At 64.0% G+C, this 23,579-nt stretch carries 18 protein-coding genes and 4 pseudogenes; 15 read left to right on the plus strand and 7 right to left on the minus strand.

What is annotated here, in order from left to right; translation table 11 throughout:
* Positions 1–123 precede the first annotated feature (123 nt).
* From AC0KTM_RS01460 to AC0KTM_RS01485, 6 genes are all read left to right on the plus strand, one after another.
* Positions 124–1,878 (plus strand): tyrosine-type recombinase/integrase, encoded by a 1,755-nt coding sequence (locus AC0KTM_RS01460; RefSeq protein WP_007168439.1) that lies wholly within the window; start codon positions 124–126, stop codon positions 1,876–1,878.
* A gap of 125 nt (positions 1,879–2,003) precedes the next feature.
* Positions 2,004–3,158, plus strand: coding sequence for a tyrosine-type recombinase/integrase (locus tag AC0KTM_RS01465; protein WP_007168440.1), 1,155 nt, complete (start codon positions 2,004–2,006; stop codon positions 3,156–3,158).
* Positions 3,155–5,617 (plus strand): site-specific integrase, encoded by a 2,463-nt coding sequence (locus AC0KTM_RS01470; RefSeq protein ID WP_007168441.1) that lies wholly within the window; start codon positions 3,155–3,157, stop codon positions 5,615–5,617. Before AC0KTM_RS01465 ends, AC0KTM_RS01470 begins: the two co-directional genes overlap by 4 nt.
* 53 nt (positions 5,618–5,670) lie before the next feature.
* Entirely contained in the window at positions 5,671–5,865 is a 195-nt protein-coding gene (locus tag AC0KTM_RS01475) for a hypothetical protein (RefSeq protein WP_007168442.1), read from the plus strand.
* Positions 5,855–6,286 carry a DUF6262 family protein gene (locus AC0KTM_RS01480; RefSeq protein WP_007168443.1) on the plus strand — a complete coding sequence of 144 codons (432 nt, stop codon included), beginning with the start codon at positions 5,855–5,857 and terminating at the stop codon, positions 6,284–6,286. The genes AC0KTM_RS01475 and AC0KTM_RS01480 overlap by 11 nt, the downstream gene beginning before the upstream one ends.
* A complete protein-coding gene (locus AC0KTM_RS01485; RefSeq protein ID WP_075630241.1) occupies positions 6,280–6,597 on the plus strand; it encodes a transposase in 318 nt (105 codons plus the stop codon). Before AC0KTM_RS01480 ends, AC0KTM_RS01485 begins: the two co-directional genes overlap by 7 nt.
* 35 nt (positions 6,598–6,632) lie before the next feature.
* On the opposite strand, the pseudogene AC0KTM_RS01490 reads toward AC0KTM_RS01485, so the two are convergent.
* From AC0KTM_RS01490 to AC0KTM_RS01505, 4 genes and pseudogenes are all read right to left on the minus strand, one after another.
* Positions 6,633–7,031 (minus strand): annotated as a pseudogene (locus AC0KTM_RS01490) (transposase); the annotation flags it as partial.
* A gap of 143 nt (positions 7,032–7,174) precedes the next feature.
* Positions 7,175–7,342, minus strand: a pseudogene (locus AC0KTM_RS01495) (integrase); the annotation flags it as partial.
* 112 nt (positions 7,343–7,454) lie between these two features.
* On the minus strand, positions 7,455–8,282 hold the full coding sequence (locus AC0KTM_RS01500) for an integrase catalytic domain-containing protein (protein WP_224112851.1): 828 nt from the start codon (positions 8,280–8,282) through the stop codon (positions 7,455–7,457).
* A 25-nt stretch (positions 8,283–8,307) separates the two neighbouring features.
* Positions 8,308–8,592, minus strand: a pseudogene (locus AC0KTM_RS01505) (integrase catalytic domain-containing protein); the annotation flags it as partial.
* Positions 8,593–8,926: 334 nt separating this feature from the next.
* Between AC0KTM_RS01505 and AC0KTM_RS01510 the strand changes: the two are divergent.
* The 9 genes from AC0KTM_RS01510 to AC0KTM_RS01550 all read left to right on the plus strand — a co-directional run bounded on the left by AC0KTM_RS01510 (position 8,927) and on the right by AC0KTM_RS01550 (position 20,194).
* Positions 8,927–10,555 carry a long-chain fatty acid--CoA ligase gene (locus AC0KTM_RS01510; protein WP_007168449.1) on the plus strand — a complete coding sequence of 543 codons (1,629 nt, stop codon included), beginning with the start codon at positions 8,927–8,929 and terminating at the stop codon, positions 10,553–10,555.
* A gap of 52 nt (positions 10,556–10,607) precedes the next feature.
* Positions 10,608–11,549, plus strand: a complete 942-nt coding sequence (locus AC0KTM_RS01515; RefSeq protein WP_007168450.1) for a R2-like ligand-binding oxidase — start codon at positions 10,608–10,610, stop codon at positions 11,547–11,549.
* Positions 11,550–11,755: 206 nt separating this feature from the next.
* Positions 11,756–12,181: a Zn-ribbon domain-containing OB-fold protein gene (locus AC0KTM_RS01520; protein ID WP_007168451.1), complete on the plus strand. Its 426-nt coding sequence runs from the start codon at positions 11,756–11,758 to the stop codon at positions 12,179–12,181.
* Entirely contained in the window at positions 12,136–13,323 is a 1,188-nt protein-coding gene (locus AC0KTM_RS01525; protein ID WP_007168452.1) for a thiolase family protein, read from the plus strand. The genes AC0KTM_RS01520 and AC0KTM_RS01525 overlap by 46 nt, the downstream gene beginning before the upstream one ends.
* Positions 13,324–13,389: 66 nt before the next feature.
* Positions 13,390–14,283 carry an SDR family oxidoreductase gene (locus tag AC0KTM_RS01530; RefSeq protein WP_007168453.1) on the plus strand — a complete coding sequence of 298 codons (894 nt, stop codon included), beginning with the start codon at positions 13,390–13,392 and terminating at the stop codon, positions 14,281–14,283.
* A gap of 30 nt (positions 14,284–14,313) precedes the next feature.
* Positions 14,314–15,933 carry a class I adenylate-forming enzyme family protein gene (locus AC0KTM_RS01535; RefSeq protein ID WP_007168454.1) on the plus strand — a complete coding sequence of 540 codons (1,620 nt, stop codon included), beginning with the start codon at positions 14,314–14,316 and terminating at the stop codon, positions 15,931–15,933.
* A gap of 247 nt (positions 15,934–16,180) precedes the next feature.
* Complete coding sequence (locus AC0KTM_RS01540) at positions 16,181–17,302, plus strand: acyl-CoA dehydrogenase family protein (RefSeq protein WP_050790029.1); 1,122 nt, start codon at positions 16,181–16,183, stop codon at positions 17,300–17,302.
* Positions 17,303–17,344: 42 nt separating this feature from the next.
* Positions 17,345–18,511, plus strand: a complete 1,167-nt coding sequence (locus AC0KTM_RS01545; protein WP_007168456.1) for an IS110 family transposase — start codon at positions 17,345–17,347, stop codon at positions 18,509–18,511.
* A 465-nt stretch (positions 18,512–18,976) separates the two neighbouring features.
* Positions 18,977–20,194: an acyl-CoA dehydrogenase family protein gene (locus tag AC0KTM_RS01550; RefSeq protein WP_007168458.1), complete on the plus strand. Its 1,218-nt coding sequence runs from the start codon at positions 18,977–18,979 to the stop codon at positions 20,192–20,194.
* A gap of 526 nt (positions 20,195–20,720) precedes the next feature.
* Here AC0KTM_RS01550 and AC0KTM_RS01555 read toward each other — a convergent pair.
* From AC0KTM_RS01555 to istA, 3 genes and pseudogenes are all read right to left on the minus strand, one after another.
* A pseudogene (locus tag AC0KTM_RS01555) lies at positions 20,721–21,170 on the minus strand (ATP-binding protein); the annotation flags it as partial.
* Between the two features lie 70 nt (positions 21,171–21,240).
* Positions 21,241–22,050, minus strand: coding sequence for an IS21-like element helper ATPase IstB (istB, locus tag AC0KTM_RS01560; protein WP_007172566.1), 810 nt, complete (start codon positions 22,048–22,050; stop codon positions 21,241–21,243).
* Complete coding sequence (gene istA, locus AC0KTM_RS01565; protein ID WP_238958373.1) at positions 22,047–23,555, minus strand: IS21 family transposase; 1,509 nt, start codon at positions 23,553–23,555, stop codon at positions 22,047–22,049. The genes istB and istA overlap by 4 nt, the downstream gene beginning before the upstream one ends.
* Positions 23,556–23,579: the final 24 nt, after the last annotated feature.

Consider the following 23,579-nt stretch of genomic DNA (forward strand, 5'->3'; position numbering starts at 1 on the left):
AACGGTGGCATGAAGAGGGGCGTCCGTCGCTGGAGCGGTTCGCCGTGTCGACCGATCCGCGGTGGCGGCGGCGACAACCCAACCAGCGCTGCCGGGTGCCCGGTTGCGGTTACGGCTCTGCCCGTGGCGGCATGTGCGGGCTGCACGCGCAACGATGGGAACGAGCCGGGCGCCCCAGCCTGGCGGGATGGCTGGCCGAACCACAGCCGTTCAAGCAGCCAGCGCCGGGCGCGACCTGCCGCATCCCGCATTGCGAGCTCTGGCCGCAGGGCACGTCTGCGTTCTGCCAAACCCACACCAATACCTGGAAGGGTCAACGGCAGACCCGACATTGACGAGTTCGCCGACCGCTTCGCCGCCGAAACCCCGCTGGCCAGCGAGCAGATCCGGCTCGACCGGCTGACCGGTCAGCTGAAGCTGGAACTGCAGTACGTGCTGCAACGCCGTCACGACGATCGGCAGGGCAAGCTGACCCCGGACGTGGTCATGCGCGTCGTGAAGGCACTGGCCGCAATAGGCGTGGGCTCCCTGCTCAACCACGACGAGGACATCTGGCACGACTGGGCTCGGTCGACGATCAATGACACTCGCTCCCGTGGGTTCCTCAGCTACGCATCCCGGGTGATCGCCGACCTGGCCGAAGCCGGCGGCTGGGACGCCGAATACCCGCGCGATGTCTGGCGCATGCGCCGGCTCGGCTACGACGGAGACCGCACGCTGCGGTTCGGCGGTATTCCGCAGCCGTGGCTGCGGGATCTGGCCAAGCGGTGGGCCCGGTGGCGGCTGTCGACCGGATTGGGCCTGGAAGCCGGCGGCGGCAGGCCGGTCGTTGTGCTCACCCGCTTCGCCGGGTTCCTCGCCGACATCGGCGTCGAGAGCATCGACCGGATCGACCGGCCGGTGCTGGAGCGCTATCTGGCCAACCTGCGCGGCGACTCCATCGGTGCCCAACGTCGCGGGACCCATATCGGGCTGCTCAACCGGTTCTTCGCCGCCGTTCGCCAACACCGTTGGGACACAGACCTTCCCGCAGACGCGATGTTCTTCGCCGAGGACTACCCGAAACGCGACGAACGGTTGCCTCGGGCACTGGCCGAACAGGTCATGGCTCAGCTCGAGGATCCCGACAACCTCGCCCGATTCACCGATCCTGCCCACCGGTTGATCACGATCATCTTGATGCGTTGCGGGCTACGGATCACCGATGCGCTACGGCTGCGCCGCGATTGTGTGGTCGCCGACGCCGAAGGTGCTCCGTATCTGCGCTACCTCAACCACAAGATGAAACGCGACGCGTTGGTGCCCATCGACGTGCAGTTGCGCGAGCTCACCGCCGAACATCGCAACCGCACCGCCCAGCGTTGGCCGGCAGGCACGCCGGTGTTGTTCCCACGGCCGACGAAGAACATTGACGGCACCCACCCGATCGCCAGCCCCACCTACCGGATGGCGCTGTTGCGCTGGCTGTCCGTCTGCGACATCCGTGACGAGCACGGCCAGCCGGTGCACCTAACCCCGCACCAGTGGCGCCACACCCTGGGCACCCGGCTGATCAACCGCGACGTCCCACAAGAGGTCGTGCGACGCATCCTGGACCACGACTCCGCGCAGATGACCGGGCATTACGCCCGCCTGCACGACACCACCGTGCGCCGCCAGTGGGAGGCGGCCCGCAAGGTCGACATCCACCGCACCACAATCATTTTCGACCCGTCCGGTCCGATCGCCGCGGCCGCCTGGGCCAAACAGCGCCTCGGCCGAGCCACCCAGGCCCTACCCAACGGCTACTGCGGACTGCCGGTGCAGCAGAGCTGCCCGCACGCCAACGCACCGTTGACTGAACTAACTGGCCCAGCCGCGTGGCGTGGCGCGGCGTAATGCGCCGGCCCCGATAGCTTTCGGCCATGAACCAAGAGCCAGTACAAACCAGGGATGTAGCCCGTCTTGTTGTTTCTCGCTGTGGGGAGCTCGCCTCAACCGGCGATCTGGGTGAGCCTTACCGGTTGATCGACGCCGAGGGCGCCGTCGTGGAATCAGTGGCCGCGTTTCTACGGGAGCTGCTCGCGGCTGGGCGTTCTCCAGCGACGCTGCGTTCCTACGGCATGGACTTGCTGCGGTGGTGGAGATTCCTCGGCGCGGTCGATGTCGATTGGCGCCGCGCGACGCGGATCGAAGCGCGCGATTTCAGCTGTTGGATTCAGCTGACGGTCAAACACCGGAGAAGGCCATCGTCGGACCAAGTGGTTGCAACCGTGGAGTCGGTTGGGCCGCCGAACCCCGTAACGGGCAAGGCCGCCCTCGGCCCCGGGTATGCCCCGGCGACGATCGCTCACAGCGAGACGGTGCTACGCGGCTTCTACGACTTCCAGCGTGACCTCGGTGCCGGACCGATCTTGAATCCGTTTCCCCTCGATATCGCACGTCGGTCGGAGCGGGCGAATGCCCACCACAACCCGATGGAGGCCTGGAAGCACGACCGTGTAGGGCGCTATCGCCCCAAAATGCCGCAGCGGATTCCGCGGGCGATACCCGACGATCGGTTCAACACGCTGTTCACCGCGCTGCCGTCGAATCGGGACCGAGCAATGGTTGCATTCTGGATCTCAACGGGAGCCCGCGCGTCCGAGCTGCTGGGGGTTCGCCAGTGCGATGTCGACCCAGGCCAACAACTGATCACCGTGGTGCGCAAGGGTTCCCGCGCCATACAGCAACTGCCCGCGGCGGCGGACGCATTTGTGTGGCTCCGCCTGTATCAGCAAGACCTGCAGGCCAAGTTGCCGCGTGGCCGGACCCGGCCGCTGTGGTGGACACTACGCCGACCACACCGTCCGCTGACCTATCACGCCGCGCACAGGATGTTCGAGCGGGCCAATGCCTGCCTGGGCTCGGATTGGACGTTGCACGACCTGCGGCACAGCGCCGCGATGCGGATGGCGCGGGATCCGCAGATGACGTTGAGCGACGTGCAGTGGGTGATGGGCCACGCCCACTTGACCACCACCGAGTTGTATTTGACGCCCTCCAAAGAGGAGGTCGTAGCGAGTGTGCTGGCTCACCACGCGCGGCAAGCGGCGCGGCGCGAAGATCCGGTTCCACCGCCGCCGGCGCCGGGCTACGACCCGCAGTCGCTGAGCGTCCTGTTCGGGAGGTCGATGTGACCACGATCGCCAAACACGTTGCGCGCAAACCACTTGCCGTGGCGAATGCGACCAAGACTCAGATCAGCGGGCGGAACAAGCAGCTGCGCGAACGGTTCCCCGCCCGTCAGCCCGAGCATTGTGGGGCAGCCACGGCCGGAACCGCCCAGGACACCATGGTCAGGCTGACCTCCGGATTGTTTACCTCGGATGTCAAGGGGACCCAGGCGGGTCGACGACGCGGTGTGACCAAGCTGCTGGACTGGCTGGCGACGTTTCCGGGCGACACCTGGCAACAGCGTTGGGAACTCAGTGGCGTCGAGCAGCATCCCGGCAAGACCTGGACCGGGCTCTCACTGAGGTGGCTGCAGGAGCGCGGTCAGGACGCGTCGTACGACGTCGACGATCTGGCCTCGGGCCTGCTCGTGTTGATCTGCGGCGACGTCATCCGTCCGGGTGTGCCGTGGATGCTTACCCGCACCCACGCCCGGCTGGCCGGTGCGATGGCGCACATCAGAGACCCGCAAGGGTTCGCCCAGCTGCGGCGACTCGCCGAGACCCAACCGGCCAGCTCCGCCGTCGACGCGCGGGTCGCGGCGACCAGGATCGCGACCATCCTCGCGTGCAAGGGCGGACGTGTCGCCGACATCACTGTCGGCGACTGTGTCGAACTGGTCGACACCCTGCGCCAGGTACACGCTCGCGGCGGACAAAAGAAGGTCGACTTCTACCTACGCCTGCGTGCGATTGGCATCTTCCCCGACGATGCGCCGCACACGATTCGCGCATTCGGGCAAGCCACCGGGCGACTCACGATCGAAGAATTAGTGGATCGATATCCGTTGCGTTGCCGACCCATTCGCGACCTGCTTGTCGACTACCTGCGGGAACGTCAGCCGTCGCTGGACTTCGCCAGCATCGACGCGATCTCCCGCAGCCTGGCCGGGCTGTTCTGGGCCCGCATCGAAGCCATCGCACCGGGCATCGACACCCTGCAGCTGCCCCAGGACGTCATCCGGACCTGGAAGGACGACCTGGCCACCAAGAAGCGAACGATCACCAACGCCGCCGGTGAGCAGATCGAGGTCGCAACCCCGCGACTCAACGCCAAAGACGAACTACTCCGGGTGCGAGCGTTCTACCTCGACATCGCTCAATGGGCCGTCGACGATCCCGCCCGATGGGCCCGGTGGGCGGCTCCCTGCCCGATTGGCGACGCCGAGATCCGACGAGCCAAGGAACGCAAACACCGCAAGGCTCGGATGGACCAGCGCACCCGCGAACGACTGCCTGTGCTGCCGGTGCTGGTGCGCACCGCGAACGAGCGCCGCCGCACCGCACAACAGTTCTTGCAGGCCGCTGACCAGACGGTGTCTGGAACCCTGATCCCCGGCACCGACGCCAAATTACGGAAAGCGCACGTCCCCAAAGCCATAGGCCGCCACGTCTGGGCCGACGACACGGCCACGGGCAAACGGCGCAACCTGTCCTACGAGGACGACGAGGCGTTCTGGGCGTTCGCGACGATTGAAGTATTGCGACTGACCGGCATCCGCTGTGAGGAACTGCTTGAACTCAGCCACCACAGCATCACCGAATACCGCCTGCCCTCCAGCGGCGAAGTGGTGCCGCTGCTGCAGATCGCCCCCTCCAAGACCGACACCGAACGCCTGCTGCTCGTCAGCCCCGAACTCGCCGACGTGCTCAGCGCCATCATCACCCGCCTCCGCGCACCAAGCGGTGCGATACCCCTGGTGCCGTCCTACGACACCCGAGAGCGAGTCTGGAACCCGCCGATGCCGCTGCTGTTCCAACGCGCCATCGGCAACGAGCACCGCCCCTTCACACCCAGTGCGATCCGCAAACTGCTCATCGACGCACTCGCCGCCAGCGGGCTCACCGACGCCACCGGCGAACCGCTGATTTTCTCGCCCCACGACTTCAGAAGGATCTTCGTCACCGACGCAATCATGAGCGGGCTACCACCGCACATCGCCCAAATCATCTGCGGGCACAAGACAATTGACACAACCATGGGATACAAAGCCGTCTACCCCATGGAAGCGATCGAAGCCCACCGAGCGTTCATCGCTCGCCGACGGGCAACCCGACCCAGCGAGGAGTACCGGACCCCGACCGAGGACGAGTGGGACGACTTCCTCGCCCACTTCGAGAAGCGCAAGGTGTCGGTCGGGACGTGCGGCCGCGCGTTTGGAACGCCGTGTTTTCACGAGCACGCTTGCGTCCGATGTTCGCTTCTCCGGCCGGACCCAGCGCAACGACCACGCCTGGAAGAGATCCGCAGCAACCTCGAGGACCGAATCGAGGAGGCCAAACTTCACGGCTGGCTCGGCGAAGTCGAGGGACTCCAAGTCAGCCTCGCCGGGGTGAAAGACAAACTCACTCAGATCGACACGAGCCGTCGCCTCGCGGTCGACCTCGGAACCCCCTCCCTACCAACAAATGCGCGGCCACGATGAACGGATCGCTAAGTGCCCCAGCTAAGTTCAGAGAAGCCTGTCTGACCTGTCCGATGTTCCTCACCACCGCCGAGTTCCTGCCCCAGCACCACCAGCAGCGGCAACAGAGCCTGCAGCTGATCACCGCCGCCCAAGCCCGCGGACAACAACGTCTGGCCGAGATGAACCACCAAATCCTGCACAACCTGGACAACATCATCACCGCCCTCAACGATCCACAACCAGGGAAGGCCAAACATGCCGGCTGACAACAGCATCCACCTCATCCACGCCGCCCAGCAGCGGCACGAACACACCCGCGCCAAGGCCATCGCTGCGATGCACGAACTCGACCGGACCGGCGCCCTGCTCACCTTCGAATCCGTCGCCCGCCACGCCGGTGTCTCCCGCTCGTGGATCTACACCCAAACCGACCTCAAAGACGAGATCCGCCGGCTCCGCACCCAACACCGACCCGAGCCAAGCACACCGTTACCCGCCCGACAACGCGCCAGCGACGACTCCCCGCGGCAGCGCCTCGAAATCGCCAACCGCCGCAACCGCGAACTCGCCGACGAGAACCGGCGGCTACGCCGCCAACTGGCGTGCGCCCTTGGCCAACTCCGCGACGACACCGGCCGACATCATGAACCGACGCATCGCGATTCGGTAACAATCGGGCCGTGCTAACCGCCAAGCGATATCCATCTCCAACCGCGTCATGGACACCCTCCACGACACAAACCTGCAGGTCACAACAGCTACCGCGGCCAGAACTCCAGATAACAATCGAGTCACTCAACGCCCGCTACCGACGGGCGATCAAGGCTCGCGGCCATTTCCCCTCGGAGGCCGCGGCGCTGAAGTGCCTGTATATGGTGACTCGCTCCCTCGATCCCAAGGGCACCGGCCAGCAACGCTGGGCGGTCCGCTGGAAGCCCGCTTTGAACGCGTTCGCAGTAACATTCGCCAACAGAATGCCCGACCTCAACCGAGGATAGGGAAACGCCACTTACACCGAATTCCGGATGGACCCGTCGGCGAAGTGCGCGGCCACTTCGCCGGTCGTTAATCCTTTAGCGGTCAACGACAACACGATCTCGTCGATGCCGGTCAGCCGACGTTGGCGCTTCTTGACGATCTGCGGATCGAACGAGCTGTTGGTATCGCGCGGCACCTCGATCTCGACCGGTCCGATCTCGGTGAACACCGTCTTGGCCCGGGTGCCGTTGCGGGCGTTGCCGCTGCCACGTCCGACCGGGTCGTGCTTGTCATAGCCGAGGTGCTCGGCCATCTCTGCGTCCAGCGCGGTCTCCAATACATTCTTGGTGATCTGGTTGAGTAGCCCGTTCGGGCCGACCAGCTCCACGCCCTGCTCCTTGGCCTGGGCCAATAGTTGTTCAGCGAGCTGCTTTTGATCCACCTCGGTAGCCATGGGCTCGAGTGTTTCGGACATCATCAGTCCTTCCCGCCAAGCTCACGCTCGGCGTGTCAGACCAAGGTCAGATCCACCGCTGTTCAGACAGTCCCCATCCTCAGTTTCGATTGCAGGGACCAGATCTTGTTGAGCAACAGTGCCTTTGTGTCGTAACGGTGGTAGCCGACCACGGTGCGCACGATCGCCCAGTTCTTCTGCTCGACGTGGCAGCCGTCGTTTTTGTTTCCGGGCCGCGAGCGGGTGAAGGTGATCTGGCGCCGCTCGCACCAAGCCAGCAGGTGGTGGTTGATGAACTCGCTGCCGTTATCGAAAGCCCAGGATCGGGAAGGGCATGGTGGTGGCGATCGAGGTGCCTCACCAAAAAGTGAGCGCGAAGCGTGGGCTGGTGCCTCACGCATGGTGAGCGCGTGGGGGCTTGCACTACTTCGCCTTGGCCAATCGGTCGATTGACGGTTGCAATGCTTCCAGGTCGATGTGGCGGGCGGCGGCAAGGGCGTCGGTCTTGGTCTTGGCCAGGTCCAGTAGCTGCATTTGGATGGTGTTGATCTGCCGGGTCAAATCGGCCGGGTTGATGCCCTCGATTCGGGCGGACACATGCGAAAGCTGTTGCGCATCAAGTATTCCCGATTCCTGCAGACGTTGCCACGGCGTGGCCGGCGTGTCGTAGATGCGCGTGCGGCGACTGGCCGCGGTGGTGCTGTAGCCGATGGGCTTTTTCGTCGGGGTGAAGAAGTTGCACCGCAGCGACACCAGCTTCCACAGCCGGTTGAGCAGCTCCAGCTCCTCGGAGGTGTCGTAGCGCCAGTAGAACGCGTGTTTGCGCACCACGTGGTTGTTTTTTGACTCCACGTGCGCTTGGTCGTTCTTCTGGTACGGCCGCGAGTGGGTCTGGGCGATGTCGCGGGTCTGCAGCCAGGCGGCGACCTCGTGATTGATGAACTCACCGCCGCAGTCCAAAGCGAAAATCACCAGATCGAACGGGAACCGCTGTTGCAGCTCGTCGATGCCGGCCGTGATCCACTTCGAGGCGTTGTTGCGGATCGAGAAGTTCTCGGTCCAGCCGATCACCAGGTCGGTCATCGTCAGCGTGCGGGCGAACTCGCCGATCAATGTCGGGCCGCAGTGCGCCACGGTATCGGCCTCGATCACCCTCGGGGCCTCAGGTGCCTCATCGGCGCAGGTACGGATGGCGATCGAGTTACGCAGCAGCGGCGACGGTTTGGTCGTCGAGATGCCCTTGATGCGCATCCTGTCCCAGGGCCGGTTTCAGGTAGCGGTCCAGGGTGGCCGCGCTCATCGCCTTCAGCTCCGCTGATGCCGCCTCGGTGGCGAACGGCCTGTCAAGATCACCGGATTCAGCCAGCAGCGGCAGCCACAGACCCACCATGACCACCAGGTACTTGCCGCACGGCATGCCCATCAAGGCCCACACATACTCCAGCAGTGCCCTGGCGTCGTCGCTGAAGCCCCGCGGCCGCAACGTACGCCTGTCAACCTGCTCGGCCGGGTCCGGCAGCCTCGGGCCGGTCAGCATCCGCCGAGCCGTCGAGCGGCCCATCCCCGTGGTGGACACCACCCGATCCAAAATCTTGCTCTTGTCCGCCTTCAACGCCTTGCGGTACTGACCTCGCAGTTTGTTCGCTACCTGCCGCCTCGCAGCCATGTCGATCTTGCCTTCCACATCGGGCAGGCCTTCCGGGCCACGCGCTCAAAATAGGTGAGGCACCACCGCCGGCCACGCGCTCAAACTCAGTGAGGCACGCCGGACTATTGACAATTGGTCGATCTTTGTAAAAGATTGGTAATACCGTCTGTCCGGGGTATTCGGGAGCAGCCAGTTGCCCGGTCGACGGCCGTCAGTATCCGGGAATGACGGGCAAGGGATCCACGCTATGCAAAGCACTATGCAAGACGTTCCGCTTTCTGTGACATCGATCGTCAAGCATGCCAACTCCATTCACGCCGACCGCCGCGTCGTCACACCGACCGAGTCGGGCTACCGGGCCGCGACCTACGGCGAGGTCGGCCGGCGGGTCGGTCAGTTAGCTAATGCGCTGCATGACCTTGGCGTCACCGGCGATCAGCGTGTGGCTACCTTCCAGTGGAGCAACCAGGAACACTTGGAGGCCTATTGTGCGGTGCCGTCGATGGGCGCGGTGTTGCACACGCTCAATATTCGTCTTACCGCCGAGCAGCTTGGCTACATCGCCAACCACGCCGACGACAACATCGTCATCGTCGACATGTCGTTAGCGCCGCTACTTGCGCGTTCTTTGCCGGCCATATCGTCGGTGCACACGGTGATTGCGGTCGGTGAGGGCGATCCCGAGCCGCTACGGGCGGCCGGCAAGGCCGTCGTTTCGTACGAAGACCTGATCTCGACACATCCCACCGAGTTCGACTGGCCTGAACTCGATGAGACGTCGGCCTCGGCGATGTGCTACACCAGCGGCACCACCGGAAACCCCAAGGGCGTGGTCTACAGCCACCGATCCACCTACCTGCATTCACTGGCCGTCTGCACTGGCAACGGGTTGGGCATCGCTGAAGCCGACCGCATCTTGGCTATCGTGCCGATGTTTCAAGCCAATGCGTGGGGCCTTATCTATGCCGCGCTGATGGCGGGGGCCGAACTGGTACTCCCGCACCGATGGCTACAACCTGGAGCGCTGGTGGCCATCATCGAGGACACCCGCCCGACCGTGGCCGGTGCGGTGCCCACAATCTGGAATGACGTCCGGCACTTCCTGGGCTGCGAGCCCGGTCATGACATCTCGTCGCTGCGTCTGGTCGCGTGCGGCGGATCGGCGGTACCGGTGTCACTGATGCGCGGCTTCGAACGCGACCACGGCGTACCGATCGTGCAGGCGTGGGGAATGACCGAAACCTCGCCGCTGGCCACGGTGGCCAAACCGCCGACTGGGCTCGACGAAGACCAACAGTGGGCGCTGCGTGCCACCCAGGGCCGCCCGATATGCGGCGTGGAAATCCGGCTGCGCAACGACCAGGATCGCACCCTGCCGTGCAACGGAGAAGCGGTCGGCGAGATCCAAGCCCGCGGGCCGTGGGTAACTGGCTCTTATTTTCGCGACGACGACGCCGACAAGTTCGACCAGGGGTGGCTGCGCACTGGCGATGTCGGCCACGTCGACGAGCATGGCTTCTTGACGCTGACCGACCGTGCCAAAGACGTCATCAAGTCCGGCGGGGAGTGGATTTCGTCGGTCGAATTGGAGAATTTGCTGATCGCCCATTCCGGGGTACATGAAGCCGCGGTCATCGGTGTGCCCGACGAGAAGTGGCAGGAGCGTCCACTCGCTCTAGTGGTGGTCAAACCCGGCGCCGATATCACGCCAGATGAGCTACGTGCCTTCTTAGACGGCAAAGTCGCTACGTGGTGGATCCCGGAGCGCTGGGCCTTCGTCCCCGAAATCCCGCGAACCAGCGTCGGTAAATACGACAAGAAAGTGCTTCGGGCATGTTACACCGCCGGTGACTACAACATCGTGGAATTCGTCTAGCGACCAAGGTTCGCTAGACCCGGCAATGCAGCCGAATAATTAAGGAGGTTACATGGCAACCACACGTTACCATTCGCTGGGTGCCGGCGGGCTGAACTGGGAAAGCGTGCCACTCAGGCTGTTCGCTGGCGGCATCGCCAAACTCTGGGACCCCGCCAATATCGACTTCTCCCGCGACAGCGCCGATTGGGAGGCGCTTTCCGACCGCGAACGCGTGTACGTCACCCGATTGTGCGCGGGCTTCATTGCCGGAGAGGAAGCAGTCACCCAGGACATCCAGCCGTTCATGGCCGCAATGCGGGCCGAAGGCCGGCTCGGCGACGAGATGTACTTGACGCAGTTTGCGTTCGAGGAAGCCAAACACACCCAGGCGTTCCGCTTGTGGCTCGATGCCGTCGGGGTGCGCGACGACTTACATAGTTTCCTCGATCAAACTCCGGCATACCGGCAGTTGTTCGACGAGGAACTTCACGAATCGCTCAACACGCTCTATGTGGATCCCTCGCCGGCTGCCCAGGTTCGCGCTTCGGTGACGTACAACCACATCATCGAGGGCATGTTGGCGCTGACCGGCTACTACGCCTGGCACAAGATCTGCGTGGAGCACGGCATTCTTCCCGGCATGCAGCAGCTGATTCGGCACATCGGCGACGACGAGCGACGCCACATGGCATGGGGCACTTTCACCTGCCGGCGCCACGTCGCTGCCGACGACACCAATTGGACGGTGTTCGAAACGCGCATGAACGAACTCATTCCGCTGGGGCAGCGCCTGATCGACGAGGGTTCTGCACTGTATGGCGACGACATACCCTTCAATCTGTCAATCGACGAGATGAGGACCTATGCCACCGACAAGGGGATGCGCCGGTTCAGCACGATCAGCAGCGCCCGCGGGCGACCGCCCGAGGAAATCGACCTCGACTACTCGCCACTGCAGCTGGAGGACACCTTCGCGGACGAGGACGCGAGGGTGCTGGCCGGTTCGGCCTGACTTCGACGAGATCGGCGCCAGTGCGTAAAAACGCGGAATTTTTGCGCTGGAGTCGATTCGGCACTGCGAGTACCAACACTGCTCCAGCTTAGTTGCCGTCGCCGGTGCCACTATCTCGGCACGCTTCAAAGATCCGCGATGGCGCAACGCTCCAAGCGGCGGCGAGGCCAGTCATTGACCGCACGACCCGGAGGAGACGACACACGATGCGTCGACCACTTGAGGACGGCTACTTCACGATGCCCAACGGCGATGAGCAGCCGCGGTTGATCGGTTCCTATAGCCCTGCTGCCGACAAGTACTTCTTCCCCCGCCGCCGCCGCTGTCCGTTGACGGGCGGCCCGGTCGAGGATGTCCTGCTGTCACCAACCGGCGAACTGTACGCCTGGACCTACGTCGAGTCGGCGTGGATGGGCAAGTCCCGGTTCGGCTCCACAGGCGACGGGCACGGTGTCGGCCAAGTTGACCTACCGGAGGGCGTGCGCGTGCAATCCATCCTGCGTGGCGAGATGGGCGACTGGGAGATCGGCATGCCCATGCAGCTTGAGGTCTACCCCCTCATGACCGATGCCGATGGCACTGAGCTGTGCTCGTTCCGCTTTTGCCCTACTCGACGGGGGGCATCTCGGTGATGGCCCGCGACGTCTATGTGATCGGCGTGGGGATGGCCCCGTTCGGCCAGCCGGACGCCAACGCGGCCGACTTGGGCTTCGGGGCCGGTGTCAACGCGCTCGGTGACGCCGGCATCGGCTTCGATGAAGTCGGCTACCTCTACAACGGCTACATCGGCGCCGGTCTGCTCACGGGTGTCACCCTTGCGAAGGATCTCGGGCTTACCGGCATCCCGATCACCCACGTCGAGAACGCGTCGGCCACCGGATCGTGCGCCTTCCATGAGGCGGTCCAGGTGGTGGCGGGGGGGAGCGTCGATATCGCGATGGCGCTAGGGTTTGACGACCTCAATCGCGCCACTCGAGCTATCGGGGGCAGCAAGCCCGGCATTGGCCAGGTGATCCTCCCGGCGGCGTTTTTCGCCATGTGGGCGACACGTCGCATGCACGAAGTGGGCACGACGGTCGAGACCTTCGCCGCCATCGCGGCAAAGAATTGGAACCATGCGCGGCTGAATCCCTACGCGCAACGTCGGGCCGACCATGAGGTCACCGTCGAAGAGATCCTCGCCTCGCGCATGATTTCCTACCCGCACACTTCGAAGATGGCCTGCGCCGCTGGCTCTGGGGCTGCGGCCGCGATCGTCGCGAGCCGCGAGGCGGCAGAGCGCGTGGCCGGTTCACGCCCGCTGGTGAAGGTGGTCGCCAGCCAGCAGCAGTCCGAGCAGTTCGTTGACGGCCACATTTTCATGGGTGCGGTCGTCGGTCCGGGCGAGCTCACCGCGGCCACGGCAAAGGCCGCCTACGACGAGGCCGGTGTCGGGCCGGCCGACCTCGACCTCGCCCACGTGCACGACGCATTCCCCATCGAGGAACTGATGTATTACGAGCTGCTCGGGGTGTGCGCGGCTGGGGAGGGGGACAAGCTCGTCTCCGAGGGCGCGACCAGCCTGGGTGGTCGTATCCCGTTCTCGACCGACGGCGGGCTGATCGGGCGCGGTCATCCCGGTGGGCCGACCGGCCTGGCCCAGATCTGGGATGTGACACGGCAGCTGCGGGGCGAGGCGGGCCCGCTGCAGGTCGAAGGCGCTCGAACCGGGCTTGCTCACATGATGGGCGCGGGCTCGGTCTGTGTCATCCACATCCTGCAGGCCGGGCGGTGACGTCATTCAACACATCCGATAAGAGAGAAATCGCCCTGCGGGGCGACAGCATGGAAGGGAAATCGCGTGGCTGAGCTTAGCTTCGACGGGAGGGTCGCCATCGTGACCGGGGCGGGAAACGGTCTCGGCAAGGAGCATGCGATGCTGCTTGCATCACGCGGCGCGCGCGTGTTGGTGAACGATCTCGGCGGCAGCGTCGCCGGCGTCGGCGCGGACCTGACCGCGGCGGAGGCCGTCGCTCAGGAGATCGAAGCCGCCGGCGGTATCGCGGTCGCCGATGGTCACAGCGTGGCGACCCGAGAAGGTGGGGCGGCCATCGTGCAGGCGGCTCTCGACGCCTTCGGGCGGGTCGACATCGTCGTCAACAACGCGGGCATCCTGCGCGACAAGTCCTTCCACAATCTCACGCCGGAGCTACTCGATCCGGTGATCGATGTCCATCTCTACGGCACCATCTGGGTGACCCAGCCGGCGTTCCTCAGGATGCGCGAGCAGGGCTACGGCCGGATCGTCAACACCTCCTCCGCCGCCGGGATTTTCGGCAACTTCGGTCAGACCAACTACGGGGCCGCGAAGATGGGGGTCATCGGCTTCACACGGGTGCTCGCCCAGGAAGGCGCGAAGTACAACATCAAGGTGAACGCGATCGCGCCGATGGCGCGGACCCGGATGACCGAGGAACTCCTCGGGCCGATCGCCAAGAAGCTGGACCCGGCACTGGTCGCCCCGGTCGTCGCGTATCTCTGCCATGAATCCTGCGATCTCACGTCGAGGATCTTCTCCGTTGGGGGCGGGCGAGTGGCCGAGATCTTCATCAGTGTGACGAAGGGCTTCTCATCGCCGACGCTCGATATCGAAGCGGTCCAGGACAACCTTGAGGCGATCTGCGACCGAGAGGGATACCAGACTCCAACGCAGGCCAACGACGAGATCGGCCTCGTGCTTCAAGCGCTCGGCTGAACACGTACGTACGTTGAGGAGGACCATGCCATGGCCGTGATCGACCTGCTGCGCCAAGCGGTAGAGGACCGACCGGACAAGACCGCCGTCATCGCCGAGGACGGCGCGGCCACTTTCCGCGAGCTCGACGCTGCCAGCAGCCGGGTCGCCCAGCAATTGCACGCCGCTGGGGTGAGCCGCGGTCACAAGGTGGCGATGCTGCTCGCCAACGACCAAGCGATGCATTTCAATGCAGTGTATTTCGGCATCCACAAACTTGGTGCCGTGCCGGTGCCGCTCAATACCCGGTGGGCAGCGCCGGAAAAGCTGTTCGTGCTTGAGCACAGCGACGCCGTGGCGGTGATCACCGGTCTCGCCCACCGGGAGGTTCTGGTTGCGCTTGCCGAAGGCGAATCTGTCGAGATCGGCGGCCGTCCCGGTAGCTTCCAACTTGAGCACTTCTTCGTGACCGGCAGCGAGGCGCTGGATGGATTCACCCCCCTGGGCGACGTGGTGGGCGCGGGCTCTGCGGACGTGCCGCTCCTCGAGCCTTCCCTGAGCGCCGACGACCCGGCGGATCTGCTCTATACGTCCGGCACCACCGGGATGCCCAGGGGCGTGCTGGTGCCCGAGGGCAACCTCGCCGACGAGCCCGGCCAGGCGAGCCTCGGGCAGCTTCTCGGCGCGATGTTCGGCGAGAGCCTGCTTCATGCGGTGCCCTTGTTCGGTTTCACGGGCTGCCATGGCCTGATGCTGCTAAGCATTCGTGCCGGGGTCACGCAGATCGTGTTGCCGCGTTTTGATCCCGAGCAGTTGCTCGCGGCGATCGAGCGCTACCGCGCCACGTCGATCATGGGTGTGCCGACAATGCTGAATTTGGCCATGAAGCACCCCACGGTGGGTGATCACGACTACAGCTCGCTGCAGCTCGTGTTTTTCGGGGCGGCGCCGATCCAGCCCGACACCGTGCGCAAAATGCGGCAGGTGTGGCCCGGAGCGAAGATGCTGAACGCTTACAGCCTCACCGAGGCCGGTGCCGGCGCGGCCTGCATCCTCGGTCCCGACCCAGATGACATCCTTGCCCGGCCGGGCTCGGTTGGCAGGCCCGTAGGATGCGAGGTTGTCGTCGTTGATGACTACGATAACCCACTCCCCCCAGGCAAGGTCGGCGAGATCTGCTTTAAGTCGAAGATAGCTCGGCGCAGCTACTACAAGGGGGAGCAGCCCACCGCGGAACTTTGGAGCGGTGGACTGTTGCACACCGGCGACGTGGGTTATGTCGCTGACGATGGCTACGTCTATCTGACCGAGCGCAAAAAAGACATGATCCTGCGCGGCGGCTACAACATCTTCGCCATCGAGGTCGAGCGCGTGCTGCTCGAGATGCCCGAGGTGCTCGAGGCCGCAGTCATCGCGGTGCCGCATTCGGACCTCGGTGAGGATCTCCTAGCGGTGATCGCGCCCAAGCCCGGGTTCAGCGGCGGCGAAGGCGAACTCACCGCGGAGCGGATCAACCAGTTCTGCCGCCAGCACCTCGCCGACTACAAATGCCCGCGCCACATGGTCGTAGTGGACGAGCTACCGAAGAACGCCATGGCCAAGGTCATGAAAAACGAACTCCGACAGCGCTTCCGAGATCACCTGTTCGATCAAGGGGCCGAAAACAAATGAATGCTCCTTGAATATCGGCTTAACAGCGCGACGGCGGCCATTCCGAGCAGTGTCCGGCGCATAGCCACAGAAGAACCGTAAAGCGAGCGGATGGGGACGGCGGAAGATGCCAAGGCCGGTGAGACAGTGCTTACGCGGAATTGATGAGCGCTTCGGTGTGTGGATTGGTCGATCCAGGCGACGGTAAGGCCGTCCCTATTTCTTTTCGCGACAACAACTGTTTGAAGAGAAGATGAGGTGCCATGTCATGGATTTCATGCTCAGTCCAGAACAGGACGATTTCCGCCAGACTATACAGCAGTTCGTTACCGAACTGTCACCGCTGGCCAAGGTTCGCCAGGCGGTAACAACTGCGCCGGGATATGACATCGACCTTTGGTCTCGCATGAGTCGGGAACTGGGGCTGCCGAGTCTGCTCGTACCGGAGGAGTACGGCGGTGCGGCAGCAACGATGATCGAGGCTGCTGTCGCCATCGAGGAGCTTGGACGCGGCATCGTGCCGTGCCCGCTGTTCGCGACCGTCGCGCTCGGTGTCGCGCCGATCTTGATCGCGGCCAGCCAGGAGCAGAAGAGAGAACTGCTTCCAGAGATAGCCGCGGGCGCTCGTACAGTCACGACTGCTATCAATGAACCGGGTTGCGTTGACGGCTTCGGTGCTGTAGCCATGCGAGCGGCGACAAATGGCGACGCCGTCACGCTGTCTGGGACCAAGATTCATGTGATCGACGGCCATAGTGCGGACACCCTGCTGGTGCTCGCTCTGCCGCCCGGTGACTCCGCTGAGCCGGCATTGTACCTCGTTGACGGTAACGCCGTCGGCCTCACCCGTACACGCGTCGAGACCCTGGACATCACCCGACCGCTGGCCACCCTGACCTTCGACGCCGTCTCTGCGGTTCCCTTGGCTGGCGCGCACGGCGTCGCGCCCATACGCCGTGCGTTAGATGTCGCGAAGACGTTACTCGCAGCGGAGATGGTTGGTGGCACCGAGGGCGCTATGACCATGTCCGTCGAATACGCCAAGGTGCGTCACCAGTTCAATCGGCCCATCGGCTCCTTCCAGGCGATCAAGCACCGATGCGCCGAGATGGCAATCGAACTGGACAGTGCTCGTGCAGTCACTCTCTACGCGGCTCATCTGGCAGCGGAGGAGAGCGCTGACCTCGCCAAGGCGGCCCCCATTGCCGTGGCAACCGCCGCGGCCGGATTTGACTTCACCGCATCGTGGAATGTGCAGATTCACGGCGGGATCGGGTTCACCTGGGAGCACGACGCACACCTCTACTACCGGCGGGCGAAAGCCGACCGGGTACTGCTGGGCTCAGTACGCGAGCAATGGCTCGAGGTCGCTGACCGCATCGGGCTCTAAACACCGCCACATACTTCGTCGGCACGAACAGAGAAAGATGACATGTGGATGGGGACCCCCTCAGCTCAGACGCTCGTTGATATAGGCGTTAGAGGAATTTTTCAGGAGCTCGAGGAGGTCCCGATGACGATGGTAGGCGGTTTCGACGTGCGGCGACAGCAGATCACATTCGATTACGTCGATTATGACGGCTTGTTGCGCTGGGGTCAGATCGGTCCGGCGACCCGGAAAGCGTTGCGGAACTGGCTGGCTGAGCACTGCAGCGATGGGGACGGCCAGTTCGCGCTGGAGGGCTGCCCGGGGTGGCGGTATGTGTGCGAGGAGCTGGCCGCTGCTGGGATCTGCGCGCACCTGGGGGATGCGGCCGAGATTGCCGTCTTACCGGAGCCCAAGAAGCGCGCCAAGACCGACCGCGCCGATACTCGGTTGCTGCGTACGCTGTTGTTCGAGGACCGGTTCCCCGAGTCGTGGATCCTACCCGCACACATGCTGGAGATCCGCACGCTGGGCCGGTTGTACTACACGTTGATGGACGAGCGGCGGGCCTGGCAGCAGCGCATCCATGTCCAGCTGTTCCATCAGGGCTGTCCACCGATTCGGGCGCTGTTATCCGGCGCAGGCCGCGCGGCGCTGGACAGCGTCGACTTGTCGGCGGCGGGCCGGCGGTGCGTTGACACTGCGCTACGGCGCATCGATCAGCTAAGCACCGAGATCGACCCGCTGCCAAGCCAATTAGTCAACTTCGCCCGACGCCAAGCCGGGTGTCAGGCAATGCAGCGCCATTACGGCATCGGTTGGTTGTGCGCGGCGATCATCTGGTCCGAGGTCGGTGATGTCCGCCGATTCAGCAGTTCCCATCGGCTGGTGCGGTTTGCTGGGCTGGATGTCACCGTGTACTCCTCTGATACCAAACGCTCACCAGGGCACCTGTCGCGAGAGGGCTCACCCGAGCTGCGCTGGGCGGCGTTTGAGGCAGCCGAGTGCGCGAGCCGGCGCCGTTCCCTTGATTACGGTTACTACCACAAGCTGGCAGCCAAGCGCGACGGCCACAACGGCAAGAATCCCCACCCTGGCGGTGGAACGCAAAATTCTGCGCCGATGCTATCACCCGCTGCGTGCGTTCGAAGATGGCGCCCTGGCGCTGCCAGTCCCCGAACGCCAGGAGGTGGCCTCTTAAATGATGCGTTGCGCGCCTGCCATGCCCATTAATCACCTGATGCTAATCACCTGATGCCTGCGGCCAGCGCCCGTGTGGTTCCTGTCGCCACTCCGCTGTTGGGTGGACTTCCCGGAAAGATTGAGCGGCCGCGCCTTCGTTGCCCGCACGTCGGGCACCCCATCGATCATCAAGTTGCCGGATATCGTCCGTGGACTCAGATAAGGCTGGGCGCCGGCACACGCGACGCGCGTCTTTCGCCCCACATTTATGCACCGGAGGGCAGCAGATGACTTGAACCACACCGTCTTTTCCTGTTCCCCGGCGGCCAAGTATGCGGCGGATCCTCGTCGGTCTCAAGGTCGTTCGTCCTCGCTACGCTGCGGGCGCTCCGCCTTGACCCCGACCGCGGTCCACCGCCTTCAAGCGGTCGAAAACGAAGCAAAACACGCAAAAAATAACCCAATGGATCCACCTTTACGCGGGTCCTCAACACAGATAAGGGACGACGATTCGATATGGACCTGTCTTATCCCCCGTCAGCTGAGGCGTTCAGGTCACGAGTGCGCGACTTCATCACCGCGAACGTCCCTGCCGACTTCGCTGGAATCGGGGCGTTGGATCAAACCCGGCGGAAGGAGTTCATCCGAGAGTGGCGGAAGACGCTCGCGGACAACGGCCTACTCGCCGTGTTGTGGCCAAAGCGATATGGCGGAGCGGGACTGACCCCACTCCACCAAGTCGTGCTGGCCGAGGAGTTTGCTCGCGCCGGGGTACCCGCCGGAACTGAGAACGACATGTTCGGGATTCAGCTGCTTGGCAACACGCTTGTCGTCTGCGGCACCGAGGACCAGAAGAATTGGTTCTTGCCGCGAATTCTGTCCGGTGATGATCGGTGGTGCCAGGGGTTTTCCGAACCCGACGCGGGATCGGATCTGGCCAGCCTGCGGACGAGAGCGGTTCTTGATGGCGACGAATGGGTCATCAACGGGTCCAAGATCTGGACTTCAGTGGGACACCTCGCCAACTGGATCTTCGCACTGTGCCGCACCGACATGGATGCTCCCAAGCACCGGGGGATCTCATTTCTGCTCGTGCCGATGGATCAGCCCGGCGTGGAGGTTCGACCCATCAAGAATATAGTGGGCCAGTCGATGTTCAACGAGGTGTTCTTCACCGACGCCCGAACCGCTGCAGACAACGTTGTCGGGGAAGTGAACGCAGGATGGTCGGTGGCCATGACGCTGCTGGGTTTCGAGCGTGGAACAAGTGTCACCACCGACGCGATTCGCTTCCAAGCTGAGATCGACCGGCTCTTCGAGCTGGCGAAAGAACGAGGTAAGACTAACGACCCGCATATCCGTGAGCAGCTCGCTTGGTGCTATGGTCGCGTCGAGATTATGCGGTGTCGTGGGTATCAGGCGTTGACGCGCTTCTTACACGGTGAGTATCCAGGTCCCGAGGCCGCGATGACCAAGATCCTCTGGAGCGAGTTCTTCCAACGCGAGACCGAACTGGCGATGGAGATCCTCGAGACGGACGTGTTGACGCTGTCGGGCACGGGAACGAACGGCGCCTTGGCGACTGCGGATGTCGGAACACCGAATTCGTCGCTCGCGTGGGTTGAGTCGGCATTGGCGGCGCGAGCCGCCACGATTTATGCGGGCAGTTCACAGGTGCAGCGCAATATCATCGGCGAGAAACTGCTCGGCCTGCCCAAGGAACCGCGCCTCTAGGATCCGAACAATGCCGGAGCCCGTAGACACCAGTAGTGCCGCTTCCGGTAGATGGGCGGCCATCTCGAATGCGGAATACCTGCGCAAGTGGCTGGGCCTTGGTATCGCGATCGGCACTCGGCGACGCCTGAAAACTGACCCCGTGTCGACGCAGATTTTGACCCCTTCGACCGATTCTCGGCTTGGGCCGAGAGGAGAAAGGAGTTGTTGTCAGTGGACGATTGGCTGAGATCCGCAGACCGCCGCTGTTGAAGATGTTGCCGAAAAGCGGTTCTCCGCGCAGCGGTCACCGTGCCGGTGATGGGTGCGACCAACCGATAATCCATTTTGATGATCATCACCGGCTCGTCGTGACGAAGTATCTTGCGGGAACAGCGGATGACACCGGACCGGATCCGCAGCGTCTTAGGACGATGCGGGCTTGCTCTTTGAGCAGCAAGGCCTCTGTCAATGGCCATTTAGAAGTGTCGCTTGCCAGGGTGATGGGGCCACCTGATTGCCAGGGGGATGGGACCACCGTGGCGCGTTATTGAGGAAGCTCGTCGTCGTGGTCTGGGTCAAGCTGGCTGGGTCGGGTGCGTTGACGGTAGGACGGTCCTTCGATGACGAGGGTGTGGGCGGTGGCCGTGAGTCGGTCGATCGCTGATTGGGCCAGCAGGGTGTCGGCGGTCATGGTCAACCATTCGGAGGGTTCTCGGTTGGAGGTCACGATGGTCGTTTTGGCGCGGTGGCGTTCGACGATGATTTCGTAGAAGTCGCTGGTCTCTGTGGCGCCGAGGGGTCTGAGCGCAAAGTCGTCGATAATGAGGACGTCGATGGTGGTGAGTCGGCGGATCTCGGCGTCGACGGTGTTGTCCAGGCGGGCGGCGCGCAGCCGGGTGAACAGCTTGTCGGATCGGGCGAACAGTACGGAGTTGCGTCGGCGAATTACCATGTGTCCCAATGCTGTTGCCAGATACGTCTTGCCTACTCCGACCTCGTGTCAATGGCCAAGTAGAAGTACCCGCTGGTGGCCGGATAAAAGTACCCACCCCGTGCAGTGATTCTTAGATTGGTTGGGGGTTCTCCTTCCGGTGTTGGGCGTCCTTCATTCGGTAGGACTGGCCGTCGGTGATGACGACGGTGGCGTGATGCAGGAGCCGGTCCAAGATGCTGACGGCGGTGGTCTGCTCGGGCAGGAATCGACCCCACTCTTGGAAGGGCCAGTGCGAGCCGATGGCCAGGGAGCGGCGTTCGTAGGCGCCGGCGACGAGGCGGAACAGCAGCTGGGTGCCGGTGTCGTCGAGTGGGGCGAAGCCCAGTTCGTCGAGGATGATCAGATCGACACGGAGCAGGGATTCGATGATCTTGCCGACGGTGTTGTCGGCCAAGCCGCGGTAGAGGGTTTCGACGAGGTCGGCGGCGGTGAAGTACCGGACCTTGTGCCCAGCATGAATCGCAGCGACCCCCAGTCCGATCAGGGTGTGGGACTTGCCGGTCCCAGCCGGTCCGATGATCGCCAGATTCTGTTGTGTGCGAACCCATTCCAGGCTCGACAGGTAGTCGAACACCTTGGGCTGAATCGACGATGCGGCCACGTCGAAGGACTCCAAGGTCTTGGTGACCGGGAACCCGGCAGCCTTGAGCCGGTTGACGACGTTGGAGGCATCCCGTGCCGCCAGTTCGGTCTCGACGAGGGTCCGTAGCACTTCTTCGGGGGTCCAGCGCTGGGTCTTGGCGGTGATTAGGACTTCGGGGGCGGTGCGCCGGATCGCGGCGAGCTTGAGCCGCCGCAGCCCGGCGTCGAGATCAGCGGCGAATTGCGGAGTGGACAGTGGTGCAACGGGTTTGGTTGCCTTGGCTGGCGTGCCGTTCATGACGTGGCACCACCGTCTGCGGCCGGGTTGACCGTGTAGGCAGCCAGGGATCGGGTCGAGGCGACTGGGAGGTCCAGGATCAACGCATCCCCGGCGGGGCGGGGCTGCGGCGTTCCGGCGCCGGCGGCCAGGATGGACCGCACGTCGATCGCGCGGAACCTCCGGAACGCGACCGCCCGGCGAAGCGCGCCGACCAAGGCGTCGGTGCCGTGGGCGGCGCCCAACGCCAGTAGGACTTCCAGTTCGGAGCCCAGCCGAGTGTTGCCGATCGCGGCGGCCCCGACCAGGAATGCTTGAGCATCCTCGCCGAGTGTGCAGAACTGTTGCTCAGCATGAGTTTTGGGTCGTGGTCCGCGGCTAGGTTCCGGGCGGGGACCGTCGTAGTGATCGTCGAGGACTGATGCGCTGCCTGGGGCACCCAGTTCGTGCTCAGCCACGATCACCCCAGTCGCGGGCTCCACGATGCACAGCGCGCCGTGATCGACGACGACGGCCACGCTGGTCCCGATCAGTCGGGTGGGCACCGAGTAGCGGGCCGAGGCATACCGGACACACGACAGCCGGTCGACCTTGCGGATCACCGACGGTGCCCCGATTCGAAGTTGCAGCGACGGCAACGGTTGCAGGAGTTCCCGTTCGATCAGCAGTTGCTCATCGGGGACCGCACAGATCTCCGAATGCACCGCGGCATTGACCTCCAGACACCACGCCCTGGCCGCAACGTTGGCAGCACGCAGATCAACCGGCACCCCGGCGATGGCGGCGTCGGTGAGCAGCGGGACGGCGAGGTCGCGTTGGGCGTAGCCGCACAAGTTCTCCACGATGCCCTTCGATTTAGGGTCGGATGCATGGCAGAAGTCCGGCGCGAAACCGTAATGACCTGCCAGCCGGACGTATTCGGCGGTAGGGATCACCACGTTGGCGACCACGCCGCCCTTCAGACAGGCCATCCGGTCGGCCAGCACCCGGGCCGGGACACCACCTATCCCGGCCATCGCTTCGGCGATCAACGCCAACGTCGTGGACGCCTTCTGGTCGGTGGCGAACGCGACGAAGCGCCACCGGGAGAACGCCAGCACTGCGCAGAACAGGAACAACCCGGGTGCGGCTTGGGCCCAGTCGATCACCAGATACTCACCCGGTGACCACACCGCCGGGCGACGTCCCCGGTGATGTTCGTTGCGCCACAACACCTTCGCCTCAGCAACGAGGCGACGGAAGTTGCGTGCCGACCCGTCGTAACCGGCGGCCTTCGCGATCGGCAACATCCGCTTCGCCGACATCCGACCCGCCGACTTCTCGACACGCTCGGCGACCAGATCGGCCACCGCATCGTAATTGTGGGCCCGCTCGACCCGCGGCGGTGCGCTCTCACCGGCTTCGAATTTCTCGACGACTTTCTTGACGGTCCTATGGGTGGTGCCGCACAGCTGCGCGGCGCCGCGGTATGACCCGACTTGTTGATAAGCAGAAATGATGTCCATGCGGTCCCTCGCAGACTTCAATGGAACTCCCCGGTGGTGACGATG

The organism is Mycobacterium sp. NTMscope_Eco_3 (assembly GCF_976985685.1).

Coding starts and splice junctions, on each gene's coding strand:
- AC0KTM_RS01475 (WP_007168442.1), top strand. CDS start 5,671: ATGTTCCTCACCACCGCCGAGTTCCTGCCCCAGCACCACCAGCAGCGG.
- AC0KTM_RS01480 (WP_007168443.1), top strand. CDS start 5,855: ATGCCGGCTGACAACAGCATCCACCTCATCCACGCCGCCCAGCAGCGG.
- AC0KTM_RS01500 (WP_224112851.1), bottom strand. CDS start 8,282: ATGCGCATCAAGGGCATCTCGACGACCAAACCGTCGCCGCTGCTGCGT.
- AC0KTM_RS01510 (WP_007168449.1), top strand. CDS start 8,927: ATGCAAAGCACTATGCAAGACGTTCCGCTTTCTGTGACATCGATCGTC.
- AC0KTM_RS01515 (WP_007168450.1), top strand. CDS start 10,608: ATGGCAACCACACGTTACCATTCGCTGGGTGCCGGCGGGCTGAACTGG.
- AC0KTM_RS01520 (WP_007168451.1), top strand. CDS start 11,756: ATGCGTCGACCACTTGAGGACGGCTACTTCACGATGCCCAACGGCGAT.
- AC0KTM_RS01535 (WP_007168454.1), top strand. CDS start 14,314: ATGGCCGTGATCGACCTGCTGCGCCAAGCGGTAGAGGACCGACCGGAC.
- AC0KTM_RS01540 (WP_050790029.1), top strand. CDS start 16,181: ATGGATTTCATGCTCAGTCCAGAACAGGACGATTTCCGCCAGACTATA.
- AC0KTM_RS01545 (WP_007168456.1), top strand. CDS start 17,345: ATGTGGATGGGGACCCCCTCAGCTCAGACGCTCGTTGATATAGGCGTT.
- AC0KTM_RS01550 (WP_007168458.1), top strand. CDS start 18,977: ATGGACCTGTCTTATCCCCCGTCAGCTGAGGCGTTCAGGTCACGAGTG.
- istB (WP_007172566.1), bottom strand. CDS start 22,050: ATGAACGGCACGCCAGCCAAGGCAACCAAACCCGTTGCACCACTGTCC.